18 protein-coding genes are annotated in these 17,783 nt (G+C 68.5%); 9 read left to right on the plus strand and 9 right to left on the minus strand.

Annotation, left to right across the window (positions count from 1 at the left end):
- Nucleotides 1–3,772 precede the first annotated feature (3,772 nt).
- The 5 genes from EMA17_RS11510 to EMA17_RS11535 all read left to right on the plus strand — a co-directional run bounded on the left by EMA17_RS11510 (nt 3,773) and on the right by EMA17_RS11535 (nt 8,180).
- Nucleotides 3,773–3,964 (plus strand): hypothetical protein, encoded by a 192-nt coding sequence (locus EMA17_RS11510; RefSeq protein ID WP_126636841.1) that lies wholly within the window; start codon nt 3,773–3,775, stop codon nt 3,962–3,964.
- A gap of 1,023 nt (nt 3,965–4,987) precedes the next feature.
- Nucleotides 4,988–5,194, plus strand: a complete 207-nt coding sequence (locus EMA17_RS11515; protein ID WP_126636842.1) for a hypothetical protein — start codon at nt 4,988–4,990, stop codon at nt 5,192–5,194.
- 279 nt (nt 5,195–5,473) lie between these two features.
- Nucleotides 5,474–6,034, plus strand: a complete 561-nt coding sequence (locus EMA17_RS11520; RefSeq protein ID WP_126636843.1) for a hypothetical protein — start codon at nt 5,474–5,476, stop codon at nt 6,032–6,034.
- 106 nt (nt 6,035–6,140) lie between these two features.
- On the plus strand, nt 6,141–6,608 hold the full coding sequence (locus tag EMA17_RS11525) for an SRPBCC family protein (protein WP_246126589.1): 468 nt from the start codon (nt 6,141–6,143) through the stop codon (nt 6,606–6,608).
- A gap of 1,032 nt (nt 6,609–7,640) precedes the next feature.
- Nucleotides 7,641–8,180 (plus strand): nuclear transport factor 2 family protein, encoded by a 540-nt coding sequence (locus EMA17_RS11535; RefSeq protein WP_126636844.1) that lies wholly within the window; start codon nt 7,641–7,643, stop codon nt 8,178–8,180.
- A gap of 163 nt (nt 8,181–8,343) precedes the next feature.
- Here the strand turns inward: EMA17_RS11535 and rox are convergent, their stop codons facing one another.
- The 8 genes from rox to EMA17_RS11565 all read right to left on the minus strand — a co-directional run bounded on the left by rox (nt 8,344) and on the right by EMA17_RS11565 (nt 13,694).
- Nucleotides 8,344–9,786 (minus strand): rifampin monooxygenase, encoded by a 1,443-nt coding sequence (rox, locus tag EMA17_RS11540; protein WP_126637173.1) that lies wholly within the window; start codon nt 9,784–9,786, stop codon nt 8,344–8,346.
- 301 nt (nt 9,787–10,087) lie between these two features.
- Entirely contained in the window at nt 10,088–10,495 is a 408-nt protein-coding gene (locus tag EMA17_RS11545) for a RidA family protein (RefSeq protein WP_126636845.1), read from the minus strand.
- Between the two features lie 161 nt (nt 10,496–10,656).
- The gene (locus tag EMA17_RS55295) at nt 10,657–10,791 is read right to left on the minus strand and encodes a hypothetical protein (protein WP_281290477.1); all 135 of its coding nucleotides are present in this window, start codon (nt 10,789–10,791) and stop codon (nt 10,657–10,659) included.
- Nucleotides 10,792–10,936: 145 nt separating this feature from the next.
- Complete coding sequence (locus tag EMA17_RS53970) at nt 10,937–11,098, minus strand: hypothetical protein (protein ID WP_246126590.1); 162 nt, start codon at nt 11,096–11,098, stop codon at nt 10,937–10,939.
- Nucleotides 11,099–11,104: 6 nt separating this feature from the next.
- Complete coding sequence (locus EMA17_RS53975) at nt 11,105–11,782, minus strand: MFS transporter (RefSeq protein ID WP_246126591.1); 678 nt, start codon at nt 11,780–11,782, stop codon at nt 11,105–11,107.
- A gap of 261 nt (nt 11,783–12,043) precedes the next feature.
- Entirely contained in the window at nt 12,044–12,571 is a 528-nt protein-coding gene (locus tag EMA17_RS11555) for a hypothetical protein (RefSeq protein ID WP_246126592.1), read from the minus strand.
- Nucleotides 12,568–13,101, minus strand: a complete 534-nt coding sequence (locus tag EMA17_RS11560; protein WP_246126593.1) for an RNA polymerase sigma factor — start codon at nt 13,099–13,101, stop codon at nt 12,568–12,570. The genes EMA17_RS11555 and EMA17_RS11560 overlap by 4 nt, the downstream gene beginning before the upstream one ends.
- Before the next feature lie 8 nt (nt 13,102–13,109).
- Nucleotides 13,110–13,694, minus strand: coding sequence for a DUF3995 domain-containing protein (locus EMA17_RS11565; RefSeq protein ID WP_246126594.1), 585 nt, complete (start codon nt 13,692–13,694; stop codon nt 13,110–13,112).
- Between the two features lie 291 nt (nt 13,695–13,985).
- Here EMA17_RS11565 and EMA17_RS11570 point away from each other — a divergent pair, with 291 nt between their 5' ends.
- Entirely contained in the window at nt 13,986–14,354 is a 369-nt protein-coding gene (locus EMA17_RS11570) for a hypothetical protein (protein ID WP_126636848.1), read from the plus strand.
- A gap of 161 nt (nt 14,355–14,515) precedes the next feature.
- Nucleotides 14,516–15,049 carry a hypothetical protein gene (locus EMA17_RS11575; protein ID WP_126636849.1) on the plus strand — a complete coding sequence of 178 codons (534 nt, stop codon included), beginning with the start codon at nt 14,516–14,518 and terminating at the stop codon, nt 15,047–15,049.
- A gap of 33 nt (nt 15,050–15,082) precedes the next feature.
- Here the strand turns inward: EMA17_RS11575 and EMA17_RS11580 are convergent, their stop codons facing one another.
- Complete coding sequence (locus EMA17_RS11580) at nt 15,083–16,720, minus strand: ISL3 family transposase (protein WP_160161375.1); 1,638 nt, start codon at nt 16,718–16,720, stop codon at nt 15,083–15,085.
- A 31-nt stretch (nt 16,721–16,751) separates the two neighbouring features.
- On the opposite strand from EMA17_RS11580, the gene EMA17_RS11585 reads away from it, so the two are divergent.
- The gene (locus EMA17_RS11585; RefSeq protein WP_371862988.1) at nt 16,752–16,946 is read left to right on the plus strand and encodes a hypothetical protein; all 195 of its coding nucleotides are present in this window, start codon (nt 16,752–16,754) and stop codon (nt 16,944–16,946) included.
- Nucleotides 16,947–17,013: 67 nt separating this feature from the next.
- On the plus strand, nt 17,014–17,493 hold the full coding sequence (locus tag EMA17_RS11590; protein WP_126636851.1) for a nuclear transport factor 2 family protein: 480 nt from the start codon (nt 17,014–17,016) through the stop codon (nt 17,491–17,493).
- Nucleotides 17,494–17,783: the final 290 nt, after the last annotated feature.

Raw genomic sequence — 17,783 nt, forward strand, 5'->3', positions numbered from 1 at the left:
CCCGAAAGCGCAACGAACCAGGATCTAGCGGGCAGAACCTCCAAGGTGTCCTTGAGGGGTCCGACCTAAGTTTTGTCTGTCAGGTTAGCAGCGGAATCCCAAAATTCACTGTGACACTCGGAAAACCCACCCGTATGTCCCGGTTAACCCGTTTGGTCGGCCCGATCTTCGCCCCCAACAGACTCTTTTGGCGCACCAATTCCCCCCAACCTCTCGTTCTCCGAACCACCTGTACGACATATCGAGACACCCATCCCCGCCTCGCGTCCCCGGCTCCGCGTCCCCGGGCTTTGCGTCCCCGGGCTTTGCGCCGCAGGGTTTCGCGTCCTCGGGCTACGCGTCCTCGGGCTACGCGTCCTCGGGCTTCGCGCCCCGGGGTTCCGCGTCCTCGGGCTTTGCGCCCCGGGGCTTCGCGTCCTCGGCTTCGCGTTGTGGGGCTCGCGTCCCCAGGGCCCGCGTCCCCCGGCTCTGCGTCTTCGGGCTCTGCGGCCTTGGGCCCAGGCCCTGGACTCCGCGCGCCCGGCCCGGACTCCCCGGCCCCGGGCCCAGGTGTCCCGGCCCCAAGCCCCCGCCCCCACATCCCCGATTTCTGCCCCGACCGCCTACGTGCCGGCCCACCCCGGCAAGCCAGCGAAGCCAGCGAAGCCAGCCAAGCCAAGACACGAACACCCCACCCAGCCTGCGCGCCGCAGGCTGCGCGTTCCTGTCTGCGTGTCCTTGACCGGTCCCCTGCGGCCTGTGTGCGTCCTCAGCCTGCATGCCCTTGGCCCTGGTCCCGGCTCTTGTGCCCTGCCCTGCCTGCCCTGCCTGGCTTGCTTGACTAGAGACGAGGCGCGGGACCCAAGGCCACGTGGAGGCCGCTTTCAACGGAAGCCACGCCGCGCACCGGACGGATCCCAGCCGCAAGCCAGTAACTCACGCGCGCAGGGCCCGAGAACCCGCTGAACGTGGGCCCGTGCCGTCTTTGCCAGCCAGGTCGTGCCGCCCGTGCCGCGCGGTGTCGTGGCAGCGTCCGGCCGACCGCATCCGCTCGTTGGGGCCGCATCTGCTGAGCCGAGTAGTGGAACCCACATGCCGTACTTCGCCGATTCGTTCGCGCCGGCATCGGCCTACCCGTCCCAAGGCAGCCTGATTCGGTCCTTCGACGAGTCCGTTCAGACGCGGCCGTGCTCGGCCGTCTCGTTCGGCCTGCCTGCTCTACGCCAGGCGGCCTGCCGCCGTGGTTCCGGCGGCCAGGCGGCCCGGCTCGTCCAGGTCGCCGGTCTTCGGTCCGCCTGCTCTGCGGCGGGGCGGTGTTGTGCGTCGTGCGGTTCGGGTGGGTGCGCATCCGGCGACGGGGCCGCGAGAACTGGGGTGGCCGCTCGCGTGCCAGGCAGCGCGTAATGCCCAGCCGGCGCTGTCCCGTGCGGGGCCGAAGGGCGGGGGAGTCGGGGAGCGGCGTGAAGGGCGATGCTCGGATCGACACGTCGTATGTTCCGTCGCACCAACGGATGTTCGCCGGATCGCTCTGTCGCTCCTGAGAGCCGCTGTGCGGGTGTTCGCTTGTTCGTCTGCCCCTACCGCCCGGACATCCCGCCACAGAGCCGCTGAGAGGCCGTCCCGGCCGCAGATCCACCCGCCGTGGCGTTGCGTGCTTCGACCGTACGCCGATTCGTTGTCGGATCCGCGCGCCCGTGCGTTCGTCCACGGAGCCTTCGTGCGTGCCGTGGCCTGAGCGTTCCGCAGCTCTGTCCGCCCGGTGAGCCGCAGCCGGATTGTGTGTGGGAGTGTCGGAGCGCACCACAGGCAGACCGGCCCGAAGGCAGGCCCGTCCGGAGATTCGGCCGCCCACCGCGCGGTTCGTGGATAGACCGATCGGCCCACCCGCCGATACAGCCGATCGGCCATCCACCCGCCGCTGCACCGAAACGCCCGTTGCTCCGACCGCCCGCCCGTCGCTGCGCACGCAGAACGATCCGCCCGCAGGACGGCCCGTCCGCAGGACCGCCCGTCCGTCCGGCCGTCGAGCCATCGCTCCGACCGACCGAACGCCTGCCCATCGTTCCGCACACAGGAACATCTGCACACAGCAATACCCAGCGCTCCGCACGCCGACCGGCCCGCCGTTCGTTCGCTCCGGCCGTCCGTCCGCCCACCCGTACATCCGACCATCCAGCCGTACGCCCGTAGTTCGAGCCGTCCGCAGATCCATCCGCCCATAGTTCCGGCCGTAGACCCGCCCACAGGTCCACCCGTCCACCGATCGATCCGCCCACAGAAACGTCCGTCCGCACGCCCATCGATGGATCCGCCCATCCATTCATTCATCGCTCCACCCACCCGTACACATATCCGTGCACCCAGCGATAGACCCATCCGCACGCCCGTCGTTCGCTCTACACAGTCATCGTTTCGTCCGCCCACTCATAGATCCGCCCACCCATCTCAGCACCCATCCATCCATCCGAACACAGCAATACCCATACCAACACCCGTCCCTACATCCATCGAGCCATCCATCCGTACGGCCATACGCCCGGTGATAGACCCGCACATTCACCGACCCACACGACCAAACACGGACTCAGAGAGCCGTCCGCAGACAGATCTACCCATCCGTCGATCCGACCGTTGACCCGACCACACAGAGGTACGCCCACCCATACGCCCAAACACCCGCCGCTACAGACACCCGCACACCCGCCCACACAGCCGCCGTTTTAGTGTTGCAGGTCGTCGAACTTATCTCGTTGCAGTCTCTCGAACATACTGTGTTGCATGACGTCGAACTTGCCACCATGCAGTCGGAGCAACATGTCCTTGCACATCTTGACGTATATCTGCCCGTGCTACTTGGCGCGCAGCTGTCAGTGCACCTTGCCGAACATCTTGCGTTGCATGAGTTGTGAACTTGTGAACTATGCAGGTCAGAGGCCATGACCTCGCGGATGAGGAAGGTTTGTTGCTCTGCAAAAACACCAGTTGGCCAGCCGACTCAAACCCAGCGAAGTCCGTTGCCCTGGTGACTGCTGGAGCGTTGATTCAGCAAAGGCGATGCTGGCGATATTTAGGTCAGGGCGAAGGTTCCCATCGGTTGGCTCGGCTCGCCGGTGGGCGCACCCTTGATCATCGCCGCCTTGCGGACTACGGGGTATACCTTGAGAAGTGCCATAACTTCCTCCCAGGTTCCTGCGGTCCGGGCGGGGCATGACGACGGCACCGACGACGAGACTCCCTTGGGCGAAGAGGGAGACGCGGGAGAGTAGTTGGCTTTCCGAGGCCTGCTTCCTGGTGCTTGGGTGAGGTGGGCTTCGGTTTGGCACGGGCTCCGGTCATGTTTAGCGGCGCCGAGCGTCAAGTCGTGCGAGGCGGTGCCGGTTAATCGATTGCCGGTTGGTGCCGTTCAAACTTTGAGCCGGGTTGCCGAAGAGGTGGGCTCTGGATGCCGCAGGTGGGTGTAGCGGAGCCCGCTTGTGTGTGTTGTGTGCGACGAGTTGCTCTTGGTCGGTTGCGTGCCTAGGCGGTGATGTTCCGAGCGCGATCCGTCCGCAAGGGTTCGGGATCCCTCTGATGGTCGGTGATCTTGGCATCGCAGGTTTCGTGTGGCCGGGCCATCCGCGGCCGTTGCACTGGTTCCGGATAGCGCCACTCCCGCTCCGGGCTCCGCTCCCCCGCCGGAAATTTGTTCGCGTGATCGTTCTTTGATCGGTTCAAATGAGCGGCTGTCGGGCCTGAGTGAGCCGGTGTGGCTTCTGGAGGGGCCTCATCGGGATCGGGGAAATGCTCGGGAAAGGTGACCGCAGTTGGGCTCCTCTCGGCTGCTGCGTTCCGCTCCATGGCGCTGAGCATCATGCCGGCCGTCGCCTTCGTGCCCGCCGCCACCCTCAGGCTGCTCCCCGCCGTGCTCGGCCGCCTCGGCCACGAGGTCAACGCCGCCGCCCCGCCCTGGACCCGCCGCAACGCGGACCGGGCAGGCGCCTCCTGAGGCGAGCGGCTGTGGCGCCATCCGCTGCGCTACGGCATCCCCACCCCGCTGGTGTGGATTGCGCTCGCCGCCACGCTCATGTTCAACTCGGCGAGTCGTTGGGCACGTCGACGCGCCGTTGTCCGTACGGCCCGATTCGGCGACGTCTGTGTATGGGATGTCGGGTTGGGGCGTCTGCCGGTCAGGGACGACAGCGATCCTTTGTGGGGAACTCTTGGCAGCGGCGTTGGGTGCTTCGTTGCGGACTTGGCGAGGTGGTTGTCTCGTCGGCGCCTGTTGCCCATGGCGCGTTGGGTCGGTTGTGGCTGTGGCGTCGGGTACGCGCTCGTGGCCTCCGCCGGTGTTCGGATCACTTGGCGGATCCCCGCTCGCGCCGATGGTCGCGCGTCGTATGCCTCCGATGTACGCGATCGGGCATCCCGAGGCCCCGAGGTTGGGCCGTAGGGGCGGTTCGGCGTTGGCTACGGGGGTGCTGAACGGAGATTTGGCCATCATGGCTGCTGGCACCCCGTCTGACCTGCGCGTTTACAGAAATTCCCGGGTAAGCCACGAAATCTCATTACCTGGCATGATCCGATGCACATGATCTTGTTCGGCCCTTAGAACGCCGTCTGTGGCATCGTTGCAGGTCAGCGGGTTGCCCCGGCGAGGGGAAACGGTGTGCGTGGCCAGTATGGCCCTCCGTCTCAATGTGCCGGTCGGCGGGGTTTCCGAGTCGGGCAGACGTGGGTGCGTGTTGCGCGCTATCTCCCCGGAAGGATGCCGAGTCGCAGGAACTACGAACTGGCGATAGGCGAGTGCCCGGGCACTCTGTTGGCGACCGACCCGCCGGTGACCGTGGTTGACCAGCGTGTTCAGCGGTCTGCGGCGAAGTACGCGGGCCGGTTGTGAAGCTCTATGCCTCGCTACGGTGGATCGCGGCGCGAGCCCGTGGCCAGGGCTGACCTGCGGCGTTCGCAGAACATGCGAAAGGTTCGCATGGGATGCGAGGGATGAACGTCCGGTCCGGAAGGGTCCGCGAACTTGTTTCTGGCGGCCGGTCTGCCGCTGCTGCATCCCGAAGCCGAGGTCTTCCAGGCAATGCTGGACGGCTGGCGCAACCAACAATTCGCCCGCAACCTGGGCTTCGGCACGGTCGACGCCGCGAGTTCCGGGACTTTGCCGACTGCCACCCATGGGACTGGTCGGCCGCGGACACCGACGACTTCTTCACCGACGCGCGGGCGGTGAAGAATCTCAGCCACTCAACCCTGCTCGGCTTCCAGAGCGCGCTGCGGTTGTTCATGACCTACCTGACCGACCCGCACTATGGCCGGCCGGCCGAATGCCTGGAGCGGTTCTGCACCCATCCGGTCCAGATCTGCCACGAGTGGAACACCGCTCGCCACGTCCAGGAGGCCCAGGGGCGCCCCGGCAAACGCGCATTGACCCACGACGAACGCGGCGACAGGCTCACCGTCTGCATGGTCAGCACGAACCTCTGTCACCTCGCGCCGCTACGTTCCCGCCATGGGCTACTGGGGCTACATCGTCGTCGCCAAAGGCGACCACAAACTCGCCGAGCATCCTGCCGTCGCCGCGTTCGGCAACGGCGTCCTGGACGATTACCCCAGGGGCTCGTGGCGGGAGATCTGGATGTATTCGCGTCCCGGCGACGCCGACATCACCGCCGTGGTTGCCGCGACCGGCGCCCCCGCGATGGCCTTCTACGTCATGGCCGAAGACTGCGCGATCGGCGAGGCCGCCACGCCCTCCGGCCTGCGCTGGGACGGCGTCTTCACCGAGGAATGCATCCTCAGCGATTACCCCGACGCGCTCCCCACCGACTACCGGCGCGAACACGCCGTCGCCGGAGCCGTCGCCTGGGCCGCCGAAGCAGGCCTCGCCGCCGACCCCACCGGCATCGAGCACGCCTTTGCCAGAGGCTGGCTGCACCACCTCTACGACGCAGTAGGACTCCCCGGCGTCAGCTACCGATTGAGCCCATCCGTCTCGGGAACCGCTGCTTGCGGTACTTCGAACTCACGACGGACGAATACGCGATGCCGTCAGTACTGGGTGGTGATATGAGCAGGTGAGCGGGATTGGTGCGCCGATGGTCGGCCGTTGCTGCTGACCAGCCCCCACCTGGTGGGTGGATGATTTTGAAGTACGGCTTGAATGAGGAGAACCCATCGTGAACAGCGCTACCCTTCCCCGGCCCGATCTCAGCGCGCGTCCGTATGGGCTGACCGTCGAACGTGTGATGAGGGCTGCGCCGGAGGTGGTGTATCGGGCGTGGACCGAGGAGTTCGATACCTGGTTTGCCGAGCCGGGCCTGATTCGCATGCGGGCCGTTGTCGGTGAGCCCTACGTGTTCGTGACCCGGCACGCGAGCGAACTTCAGCCCCACTACGGTCGGTTCCTGGCCTTGGAGCCCTATCGGCTCGTCGAATTGACCTGGGTTACCGGCACTGCGGGAACCGCCGGTGCCGAAACGGTCGTTTCGGTCGAGTTGGCGGCCACTGTGGAGGGAGGCGGGACGCGGCTGTGTCTGACGCATGCCGGGTTCTACGACCAGGGTGCGGCCGGGCGGCATGGCGAGGCTTGGGCTCACCATGTTCTGCCCCACCTCGATGGTGTTTTGGCAGGCCGTCAGGGGTAGAAGCGCCTGGCCGTCGTCTTCTGTCTTCCACGGGCATCGGCCTTGCGGGTGGTGATGACGGATTGATGTGGGGACGGATTGCGTTGCTGATGCCGACCGATCCGCTCTCTGGGGTGGGCGATTCGGGTCGGGGTGGTGGGCTATGTCTGCGAGTTCGGCTTCCGGTCGCGGGCCAGGAGTCCGAGCAGGGTCCCAGGTCGAGGAGCGTGGTACGCCCCGGCGGACGAAGCCGTGGGGGCACAGCGCCGCGACCACGTCGGTGCCGTAGTCCTTGCTGCGGACGGCCTGGAGCAGCGCCGGTCCGATGTGCGCGGATCGGTTGTGGATGTCGATGCCCCGGAGCGTCGCCGTGTTGACCGGCGTGCCGCCGTCGAGCTCCGCCGTGGGGAACGGGACGAACCCGGCTGGTTGTCGTTGATCGTGGGCCGCGAGTCTTGCGAACCGGGTGTGATCGGCCGCCATGGTCGGCGCTCCGCCCGCGAGCTGTTGACCACGTCGTCGTAGAGCTGCGGTTGCAGGATCGGGATGTCGCTTCCCGTGTCGGGCCCTGAGGCCGACTCGGTTGCCCTCTGGCCCGTGGGTGGGCCGCCGCCGGAGCCTGGCTCAGGGCGCCGAGTAGGGCGTTGTGGTCCGGTGATGGCTCGGGCCATTCGTCCGCGTAGGACCCGCGTCGGATCTGGGCCGGGTCGAGCAGGTCATGGCGGATGGGGTTGGTGATCTTGGCTATCCCGGGCGTCGGGTGGCTCGATGGCGTCCTGTTGCGAGCGGGGCCGGGCGTACCGGTGGTCAATAGCCGACACTCGCTGACGATCGCGCTCAGCCGTGCGGGGGATCGGTTGGGGGTTCCGGTCCCGAAGAGGTGGTGGTCGTGGTTTTGGAGGCTTTTAGGGGATTTATCCTTGATGGTTCGACGAGATGTCGTGTCGAGGTGTCGGGCCGCCTTCGCCTCCTGACATTCGGGCGGCCTGTTTGGTCATACCGGTTGGAACATCGAATCATCCGCGAAGTCCGGAAGGGCCATGGAGGAGAACGATGACGGACCTTGACCCGAAGCTCCAGAGTATTGTCGATCGGATCGAAATTGCCGCTCTGTGGGGCGAGTTCACCGATGCCGCGATGATGCGCGACTACGACCGCCTGGTGTCGCTGTTCGTGGACGACGGCGTGTGGAGGATTCCCGAGGCTCACGTGGGGCTCACCGGTCGGCGGGAGATCCGTGCCGGGATCGAGCGGTTGCAGGGTGCGTGGGAGTTCTTTGTGCAGACGGTGCACCCCGGCGCGATCGAGCTCGACGGCGATACGGCGTCCGGGCGTGCGTATGTGCAGGAAATCGGGCGTATGCGTGACGGCAGGTCCGGGGTGAACTACTCCCTCTATCACGATCGTTACCGGCGTACCTCGGACGGGTGGAAGTTCACGGAGCGGGTCTACGAGGTGCGGTATCTCGACACCACGCCCCTGGCGGGCTCGGGTTGGTCGCCGGGTTCGGGTTCGGAGAGGGAGGTGATGGCTGCGTTCGAGGTCGATGTCGAGATGGAGGCGGAAGTGGAAGTGGAAGTGGAAGCGTCTTGACCGTGGCTTGTGACCGACGCTGAAGGCGTGGGCCGTTGGTATCGGCACGGTGGGTACATCCAGGGCCTGGGCGTTGGTGATTGCCGGGTTCGGCAGATGGCCGATGTGGCTTCGCAGCTCGCGTCGACTCGAGGTCGGGCTGGGGTGGCCGAGCTTCAGGCCTTTACGGCTCTCGGCTGGTGGGGGTGCCGAACCACTTGGACAGGCGGGGGAGCAGTTCGCGCTGGTCGTCGCCGACCCACACCACGTGGCCGTCGGGGCGCAGCAGCACGGCCGGTGCGTCCGGTTCCCGGCCCGGGTCGACGACGTGGTCGACCCGATCCGCCCAACCCGTCACCGACAGCCGGCCGGTACGGTCGAGCAGCAGGCCGCGGCCCCGGTGCATCCGTTCGTAGAGGCGGCCTCGTTCGAGTTCGACGTCCCGCAGTCGGCGGCCGAGCAGTTCGTGACCCTCGCCGAGGTCGTAGCGGACGTCGATGGCGGTGGTGATCCCGGTCAGGTAGCGGTTCGCCTCCTCGCAGTCCAGCAGCCTCGAGAGCAGGTTCCGCAGCGCGGCGGCACCCGGGTCGGTTCCGAGAAGGGTCATTTGTGCGCGGGTGTTGTCCAGCACGCTTGCGCCCACCGGGTGGCGTTCGGAGTGGTAGGTGTCCAGCAGTCCCCGCGGCGCTCGGCCGTGGACCTCGGCGGCCAGCTTCCAGCCGAGGTTGAACGCGTCCTGGATGCCGAGATTGAGCCCCTGTCCGCCGGTCGGCGGGTGGACGTGCGCCGCGTCGCCGGCAAGCAGTACCCGGCCGACGCGGTAGTGCTCGGCCTGCCGCGTCGCGTCGCCGATCCTGGACAGGTGGCGGGGCGAGTGCACGCCGAAGTCGGTGCCCGCGACGTCGCGCAGCCGCTGCTTGAACTGCTCGAAGGTCGGTGCGCTGCGGTCTTCGGCCACCCCCTCGGCGGGCACCACGAAGCGATATACGCCCTTGTGTCCTTCCGTGTCGGGGATGGCGCCGAACCGCAACTGGGTCTTGCGGACTTCCGTGACCACGGCGGCGATCGTCGCCGGGTCGTCGGTCGCCTCCATGTCCCCCAGCAACGTCTCGATGGTGGAGGGCTCGCCGGGGAAGGCGATCCCGAGCCGTTTGCGCACCGTGCTGCGTCCACCGTCGCATCCGACGGCGTAGCGTGCGTGCAGAAACGTTCCGTCGGTTGTCTCGACGGTCACCCCTCCGTCGTCCTGGCGCACGTCGACCACTGCGCAGCCGCGCCGGATCTCCGCGCCGAGTGCGAGGGCGTGCTCGGCGAGCAGTCGTTCGGTGACGGGTTGCGGGATGGTGAGGCCGTACGGGTGTGCCGTGTCCAGCCGTTCCGGCCACTCCTTGTGGATGCCGCCGAAGAAGGCGCCGATCGAGAACTTGTCACCGGCCGCGAGGAATCGGTCCAGCAGGCCGCGCTGGTCCATGATCTCGACGCTCCGGGTGTGCAGTCCGCGTCCTCGCGAGTGGTCGGACGGCTCGGCCGACTGCTCCAGGACGACCGTGTACACATCGTGCAGCCGCAGTTCGGCGGCCAGCATCAGGCCGGTGGGTCCGCCGCCGACCACGATCACGTCAATCATCACAACGCCCATTCGACGAGATTGGATTCCGGCCGCGTGGTTGTGGCAAACGCCGACGACGGCCCATGGGTTCGGCGCAGCCGTCATTCGGCTGGGGTCCGGCCCGGGTGGGTCATTCTGGGGCATGTCCGGGGTCTTGCCGCAAGGCCCCGGGCGCGCTATACGTTGAAGAGGGCAGGGAGAGGATTTCTCCTCGCCTCTTTTTTATGCCCGAACCGAACGCGCCGTGGTCCGACATCGCAGGGTGTCGGGCCACGGCGCGTGTGGTGAGTCCAATTGGACTCGGATCGGTTTGTCGGGCTTACGGGCGGACCGCTACGGCGTCCACCTCGAAGCGCATGTCGGGGAGGGCGAGGGCGGCCACCCCGAGGAGGGTTTGGGCCGGCGGCCGGTCGCCCCAGATGCGGGTGATCACCGCGAGCAGGACTTCGAGCTTGGCGTGGTCGTGGTCGACGACGTACGTGCCGAGTCGGACCACGTCACGGAAGCCCAGGCCGGCCGCGGCCAAGGCGGCGCCCAGGTCGGCGAAGGAGAGTTCGACCTGCGCCGCGAAGTCCGGTGAGTCGACCGCGCCGGTGGGGCCGGAGCCGTACTGGCCGGCGATGAAGACCAGGCCGGGGGCCGGGACGTCGACCACGTGGCTGTAGCCGTAGGACACCGGGTTGTGCAGGTCGGACGGGTTGGTGATGGTGAACGAGGTGTTGCTCATGGTCGAGGGCTCCTTGGTCCGGGTGCCGGGTGCCGGGTTGCGGCTTGCGGGTTACGGTTTGCGGCTCGTGTGCGCTGTGGGTGGGTCGGTGCGTGGCCGGGGCGCGGTCGATGGTGCGGGTGTTGGTCGGTTGCCGGTTGGGCGGCGGACCGTGCCTGCGGTCAGTGCGTGAGGAGGGTGAGTCCGGCGGCGAGCCACAGGGCCGCCGTGGTGGTGATGCCGTCGACGGCGAGTGCGCCGAGCAGCGCGCCGAGGGCGATGGACAGGTTGAATACGGCGACGAACAGGGACGTCACCGCCTCGCCGCGTTGGGTGTGGCGATGAGCATCCAGGTCTGGAGGCTCACCGATACGGCGCCGTAGGCCAGGCCCCACACGATCAGCAGCACAATGCCCGCTGCGGCGACGCCCTGGAGGGCGGCCAGGAGGGTCAGCGCGGCGGTCAGAGTGGCGGCGATGGTGAAGCAGGGTGCGGCGGGCGTCGCGGGAGGCTCGGCCCGCCCGCCGCGAAGTTGCCGACCACGCCCGCCAGTCCGTAGCCGAGGAGCAGGAGACCGATCAGGCCGTCGTCGACGTCGGATACGTCGCGCAGGATGGGCCGCACGAACGTTTACGCGACGAAGTGGCCGGTGATCAGCAGGAACGTGAGCGCCGGACCGGCGCGTACACCCCGGTTGTCGCGGCCCAGCCGGGCCAGGTCGCGGAACGTCGTCGGCCGGGCGGACGCTGCGCTCGGCAGCGGAGGCAGCAGGACCACCAGAACCACCAGGGCGACCGGGCCGAGCGCGCCGACGGCAGCGAAGGCGGTTTGCCGGCCCGTGAGTTCGCCCATGAAGGTGCCGGCGGGGACGCCCAGCACGGAGGTGGTCGAGACGCCGCCGAAGACGATGACAGTGGCCCGGGCGACCTGCTCGGGCGGGACCAGGCGCAGGGTCAGGCCGCCCGCGATGGCCCAGAAGCCCCCCACACCCTCGCCGACCAGGACCCGGGCGATCAGCATCACGGCGAAGTTCGGCGTCGCGGCGCTGACCAGGTTGGCGGCACCGACCAGGGCGATCAGCGCGGCGAGCAGGACCCGACGGTCGAGCCGACCGGCCGTCACGGCGATCACCGGTGCGGCGAACGCGGCGACGATGCCCGGTGCGGTGACCATCAGTCCGGCGGTGCCCTCGGAGACGTTCAGCGTCGCGCCGACGGGGGTCAGCAGTCCGACGGGCAGCAGTTCGGACGTCATGAGCGAGAAGATCCCGAGCGCGACCGCACCCACGGCGAGCCACGCACGGAACATCGACCGAGGGGGTGGTGGCGGGGCCGGCGGCGTCTCGTGGGGCCGTTGTCGAAGGTCGGTCGAGGGCGGGGCGTTTGCATATTCGCGATGTTCCATATCCAGAATCTGGCGATTGGGACGCCCTCTCGAGGGCGGTGGTGCGGTTGAGGCGTCGGGGTGACCGTGACTTCTATTCTGGATGTCATCTGTCCAGGATGCAAGCCCTCGATACCCCACCCCCACCACAACCACCCTGCCCGCAGCCCCATTTCGCCGGGTCGGTCAGCCCTCCTCCACCGCCTGTCCCAGTCGGACCAGTCCCCGGCGCAGTTCGCGCGTCGCGCCCACCGGCACGATGGCGGCGCGGCCGGGGACGCGTACGCCACCGGTGAGGGCCACCCGCGTCCTCCCGTGCTCGGGGACGGCCGCCATGCCGATGATCACGAACCTGCTCTGCAACCAGCACCACCCCGGGCGCAGCACACCGTCGAAGCGGGCCCGCATCCCGTACCGGCTCCGTGCGTGCGCCTCTATGCGGTCGCCGTCGCGTCGCAGTACCCGCACGTGGCGCATGTCCGGCTGGAATCGACCGAAGCCGTGTTCCAGGTCCCCCATCACCGCCCAGACGTCGGCGAACGGCGCGTCGACGATTCCCTCGACGATGCGCGCGCCGGGGATCCCGGCGATCAGCACTCGGAGTCGGCCCACCGCGTCGATCGGCTCGGTGCCGAGGTCGGTGTCGGCGTTCGTATCGAGGTCGAGGTCGGTGTCGGGAGGTTCGATGTTGTCGGGTTCGTGTGGCTTGCTCATGCCGTCCACATCCTTCGGAATCCCGCCCGGGCGCGGTGCAGCCGGGACTTGACGGTGCCTTCGGGGACGCCGAGCAGGTCGGCGGCGGTCTGTTCGTCCAGGCCCTCGACGTCGCGCAGGACCAGTACGGCGCGGTGTTCGGGGGAGAGCCGGGCCAGTACGTCGTCGATGTCGGCGGCGAGTTGCGGGTCGCCGGGTGCGGGTGGGTCGGCCCATTCGGTGGGGACGTCGCGGACCGCTCGCCGCGCGATTCGCACCGCCTCGCGCACCGCGATTGCCCGGACCCAGCCGTACAGCGCCTCGGGCTCGTCGAGGCCGCGCAGGGCGCGGAAGACCACGACGAGGGTTTCCTGGACCGCGTCCTGCCGGGCGTCCAGGGCGATCGGGCCGCAGATGGTGGTGACGTAGGGGATCAGGTGGTCGAGCAGATCGCTCATCGCGAGGGTGTCGCCGCGGCGGGCGGCGCGGGCCAGGGCGACGCCGCGCGCACGGCGCTCGGCGGCTCGGTCCTCGGTTCCACGCTTCGGCACGGTGGTGATCATCTCCCGGCGGTCCGCGTTCGGAGCAGCCGACTCGGCCGCCGGGCGATGCCGTCGAGTGCGACGCGGGCGGCGGCGTATCCGAAGCCCACGCACACCGGGGTGTAGACGGCGAGGTTGAGCCGGTGGAAGGTGCTGCCCGGGTCGGCCCCGACGCCGAAGGCCCAGACCACGCCCGCCCCGGCCCGCACGGTGAGCCCGGTGGCCACGGCCGCGGTGACGAGTGCGGCGAGCCTCCCGCCGCGGCCTCGACTGTGTGCGTATATGCCGACGGCGGCGGTGGTGAGCAGTGCGCACAGTGGGAGCAGGACGCGTGGGGTGAACGGGACGTCGGCGTTGAGCAGTCCCTGTGACAGGGCCTCGGTGCTGTCCGCCGGCCAGGTCGCGCCGGTCGCCCAGAACGCGTGGACCAGCGCGTCGCCGGCCAGCAACGCGGCGACGGCGGTGCCTTTGCGCCGGCGCGCGGCGATGGCCGAGGCGGTGGTGACGGCTGCGGTTGCGGCTGCGGCCACGGCCACATCCGCGGCCGCGGTCGCGTCGGTGGCGGTTCTCGTGCTGCCTGCGGCTTCGGCGGCGTTGTACACGGCGCGATCCCCTTCCCGGGCCGACGAGTTGTCGGCCGATCGCGAGGAAGAGGACGCCCACTCGGGAAAGGTTCCATGTGACGGCGAACACATCTCTCCCCGGCGTCGCATCGTCGGTCGTCGTGCGCCCCCCGGCGACCCTCCCGTACGACGGCTTGCTGCTACTCGTGGCTGTGGACTTGGATCCCCCTCGCGTTCGCGATGGCCGTACAACTCACGGCGAGCCGAAAAGGCACCGCGCCGAGGACGGCGGTCGGCGGTTCCCGACCCGCCATCGAGGTCGAAGCCCCCGTGACCGGATGCCCGCGGGCGCTGAACAGCCCGGCGGACAAGGTGCCCGGTCACGGCACCCGCGCATACGGCCGGGCGTACGCGATCGACATCGTCGCCGAGCCGGACGGGCGCCCTCGGCCCGGCTTCGGATGGTGGCCGATCGTGCGACGCAACCGAACCTTCCCGGCGCTCGACACGCCCGTCCCGGCGGTCGCGGACACGACCGTGGTCCGGGTGAGCAACGGCCAACGCGACCACCCGAGCCGCAACTCGTTCCCGGCGCTGGTCCACCTCCTCGCCGAAGGGGCGTTCCGGGACATGTTCGGGGCCGGCGGCCGGTCGGGAATCACGTGGTTCTCGACCTGGGCGACGGGGGCTGCATGCTGATCAGCCTGGGGCGAGGTATGTGTCGCGAGGGTGTACCGCTTGGATAGGCGCAGCACCGCACCCAATCCGGGGCAGTCAATCGGTCATCACGAGCGCTTCTGTTGCGCGGAAGCCCAAGGCCGACACGAACGCGTTCTACGAGAACGCCCAAGCTTGCCGAGGTGCCGGTGGTGCTGGATTTTGAAGCTGAAGTGCGGCGGCTGCTCGGTCTCGGAGATGCAGGTCCGGAGGACCCTGCCTGGGGCCGTCTGGAGGCGGTGCTGGGCATCGCGTTCCCCGACGACTACAAGCGGTTCGTCGACTCGGTGCGACCGTGCCGGGTGAACGGCAAGCTGTACATCCTCCAGCCTGGGGTACGGCGGTGGGGACTCGACGCCTGGGTCATCGCGACCACCGAGGCTTTCAAGAACGCCGACTGGGCCGATCTTCCGGAACCGATCGCCGCAGGCCCGACCGGTCTGATCCCCTGCCTGTCGAGCGACGAGGGGCACGTGGTGTTCGTCCGGCAGGACTCATCCGAGGTCGTGGTGCACGTCGGCGACGGCGATTGCCCGGCTTACGTCATGGGCTTCTCCGAGTGGATGTACCGCTTCCTGACGAGCGAGGACATGCTGGGCGAGAACACCGCATACGACTATTCCTACGACGTGGCCGCCGGCTTCCCGGGATCACCGTCCATCGAGAAGCTTCCGTAGCTGACGCCTGGTGAAGCGGGTGACTGATCATGGTTACGGCGGTTCAGTAAGCACGAGGGTCCGCAACAATTCGAACGACGCTCTCCCGTATGACCTGCGTTTGATCACCTTGATGCGCGTGACCTGCCCCTCCACGGCACCAGAACTCCATTGCAGCGTCGGGCCGTTGACGGCAGCATCCCAGTCGTTCTGCAGAGTGGCGGCAAAGCCCTGGATCGGTGGTGGCCCTGCGTCGAGCGCCCGGGTCATCCACCGGGGTGGGTCCTGGCCGCGGCGTTCTCGGGTGAGTCCGCTGAATTCGTGGGCGAGATCGCAGGCGGCGGCCAAATCAGGGCAGGCGTTGAGGATGCGGTCGAGGTGGTCGCGTTGCGCGCTGGTGAGCGCGTTCGGGTGGCGCATGATCCAGGTCGTGAGCCGCCGAGGGCTGGGGATGACATGCCTGGGCTCGACGGGGGCGTGCCGTCGCGCAGGGTCGCGATGTACCTGGTGACCATGACGCGACTGCCTCGGTAGTCGCGTTCGCGGATCTCGCGGAACAAGGCCGTGGCGTTGGTCGCGCCGGCACGGAAGCGGGCCTGCAGGTACGGCTTGAACCGGTTGATGTGCCCCGTTCGGGCGGCGCTCGCGAGCCGAGGCGAGGATCTCGTCGAGGTCGGTGTTCAAGTAGCGGCGGACGGTCTTGCGGTCTCGTCCGAGCCGGTCGGCGATCGCGCTGATCGTCCAGCCACACTTCCGCAGCTGGTGTACGTCAGCGTGCCATTGACGGACCCGGGCGAGGATCTGGCTGTCGGGCGGGTCGCCCGGCTCCGGTGGGCTGATCAACGCGGCCAGTTCTGCGGAGGTCGATGGCGCAGGGCGTTCGGCCGCGTCGTCGAGGTCGGTGTCCTTGCGCAGACGGGCGCGGTGGGCGTGGGCGGTCCGTTCGACGGCTCGGGCGAGTGAGTGGAGCAGGTGCCGGCGGTCCGCGACCTGGACCGCGTCGGGCAGCGCGCGGTTGGTGGCCTGGCTGAACGTGCTGCAGCGGTCCCGGCAGACGACCTCGATGCCAGGATGCTCGGCGAGCCACGCGGCAACCGTGTCCGTGGTGCGGTCGGGCAGCAGGTCGATCGGCTTACGGGTCTCTACGTCGATGAGCACGGTTCCGTAGGTCATGCCCTTTCGGAACGCGAACTCGTCGATGCCCAGCACCCGTACGCCATTGGTGGGCGGATCGGGGAGTGCGCGGACTTCGCGCAGGATCTGGCTCCGACTCGCCCGCACGGGCAGGTGGGCGGCCAGCCGCTCGCCGGCTCGGCCACCGACTGCAAGGCCGATCGCCTGCACAAGGCGGGACACCGCCTGCGTCCGCCGCCGGTACCGCGAGGTCAAGTGCTCGACCTGTTCGGCGACCGTGCGGCGTAGGCAGCGGTCGTTGTCGCAGAAGAACCGACGTACCCGAAGCCGAAGCACGACCCGGCGGCCGCCGATCGGCCGGTCCGCCAGGCGGCGGCGGTAGGCGCCGTGCACGCGCGCTGTATCGGATCCGCAGTCCGGGCAGGTCGCGAAGGGTTTCCGACTGTGGACATCGATCCACAACACTTCTTCGACGACCCCGACGGCGTCGACCGTCAGGTCCTCGACGTCGGGCCACACCAAGTCCCAGAACTGCTGTTCGTCCCCCGCGAACAGCACGCTGGACGGCCCGCGCCATCCGCTCGGACGGATGATCGAAAGTGACCGTCACGAAATAGAGGCCACAGCCAACTCCAGCGAGCCGCACGTGTACTTCCAGCCGATGGACGCGGCCGATCCGGACGTGGCGCGCGGGATCCCGTTCACGTGGCGCGGGCTCGGCGTGCCGGCGAACGGCGAACTCTTCGCCGTACCGGAGCCCGTCGGCCGAGCGAACACCCCGTGATCCGGGCCCGAAACGCGACGACCGATTGCCGCCGGCATCACTCCGCGCCGGACTTCACGATGAACCCGTGACCACCGAGAACACACACCCCGCCCCATTCCCCGCGCCCCGGCCCGCCGCCGCCGACGACGCCGACGCACTCGCCGTCCTCCGGCGGTTCTTCGCCGCGGAGGCCGAGTACGTCGCCGCCGGCGGCCGGGGCAAGGCGAGCTTCGCCGACCTCGCCGCGTGCCTCGACCCGGACGTCGTCATGTACCAGTCGCCCGGCCTCCCCTACGGCGGTCCCCGCTACGGCCCGGAGGGCATCGAGGACTTCATGGCCGCCATGGGCGAGGCCTGGCAGGACATGGAATTCCTCGAACAACGCTTCGCCGTAGACGGCGAGCGGGTCGCCATCCTCAACCACGGCCTGCTCACCGCCCGAGCCACCGGCCGCGTCCTCGACACGTGGGTGATGCAGATGATCACCATCCGAAACGGGCTGATCACCGAGATCCGGCCGTTCTACTGGGACACAAAGGCGGTCGACGCGGCCCTGTTCCCGTAGATTTCCCGCGCCCTCGGCGAGACGGTCCGGTAGCTTGCCGCGTATGGGGACGACCGGCGGCGGATGGCGGCGGGGCCCGGGGCGGGATCGGGGCACCGGCGCGCACGGGTTTCGTTGGGTACGCCAGGTGGAGGACCTGGCGGTGCACCGACGGAGTTCCCATGTCCCGCACCGCACATCACCCGATCCCGCGTCGCCTCGAACGGGGGCGCGGATCGGATTGTTCTTCCGGAGGACCGTGGCGATCCGTCCGGTGCTTCGACCTGCGCTACAGCGGCCGAGTCTTGGCG

Origin of the sequence: Embleya hyalina (assembly GCF_003967355.1) — a bacterium.
Lineage (GTDB): Bacteria > Actinomycetota > Actinomycetes > Streptomycetales > Streptomycetaceae > Embleya > Embleya hyalina.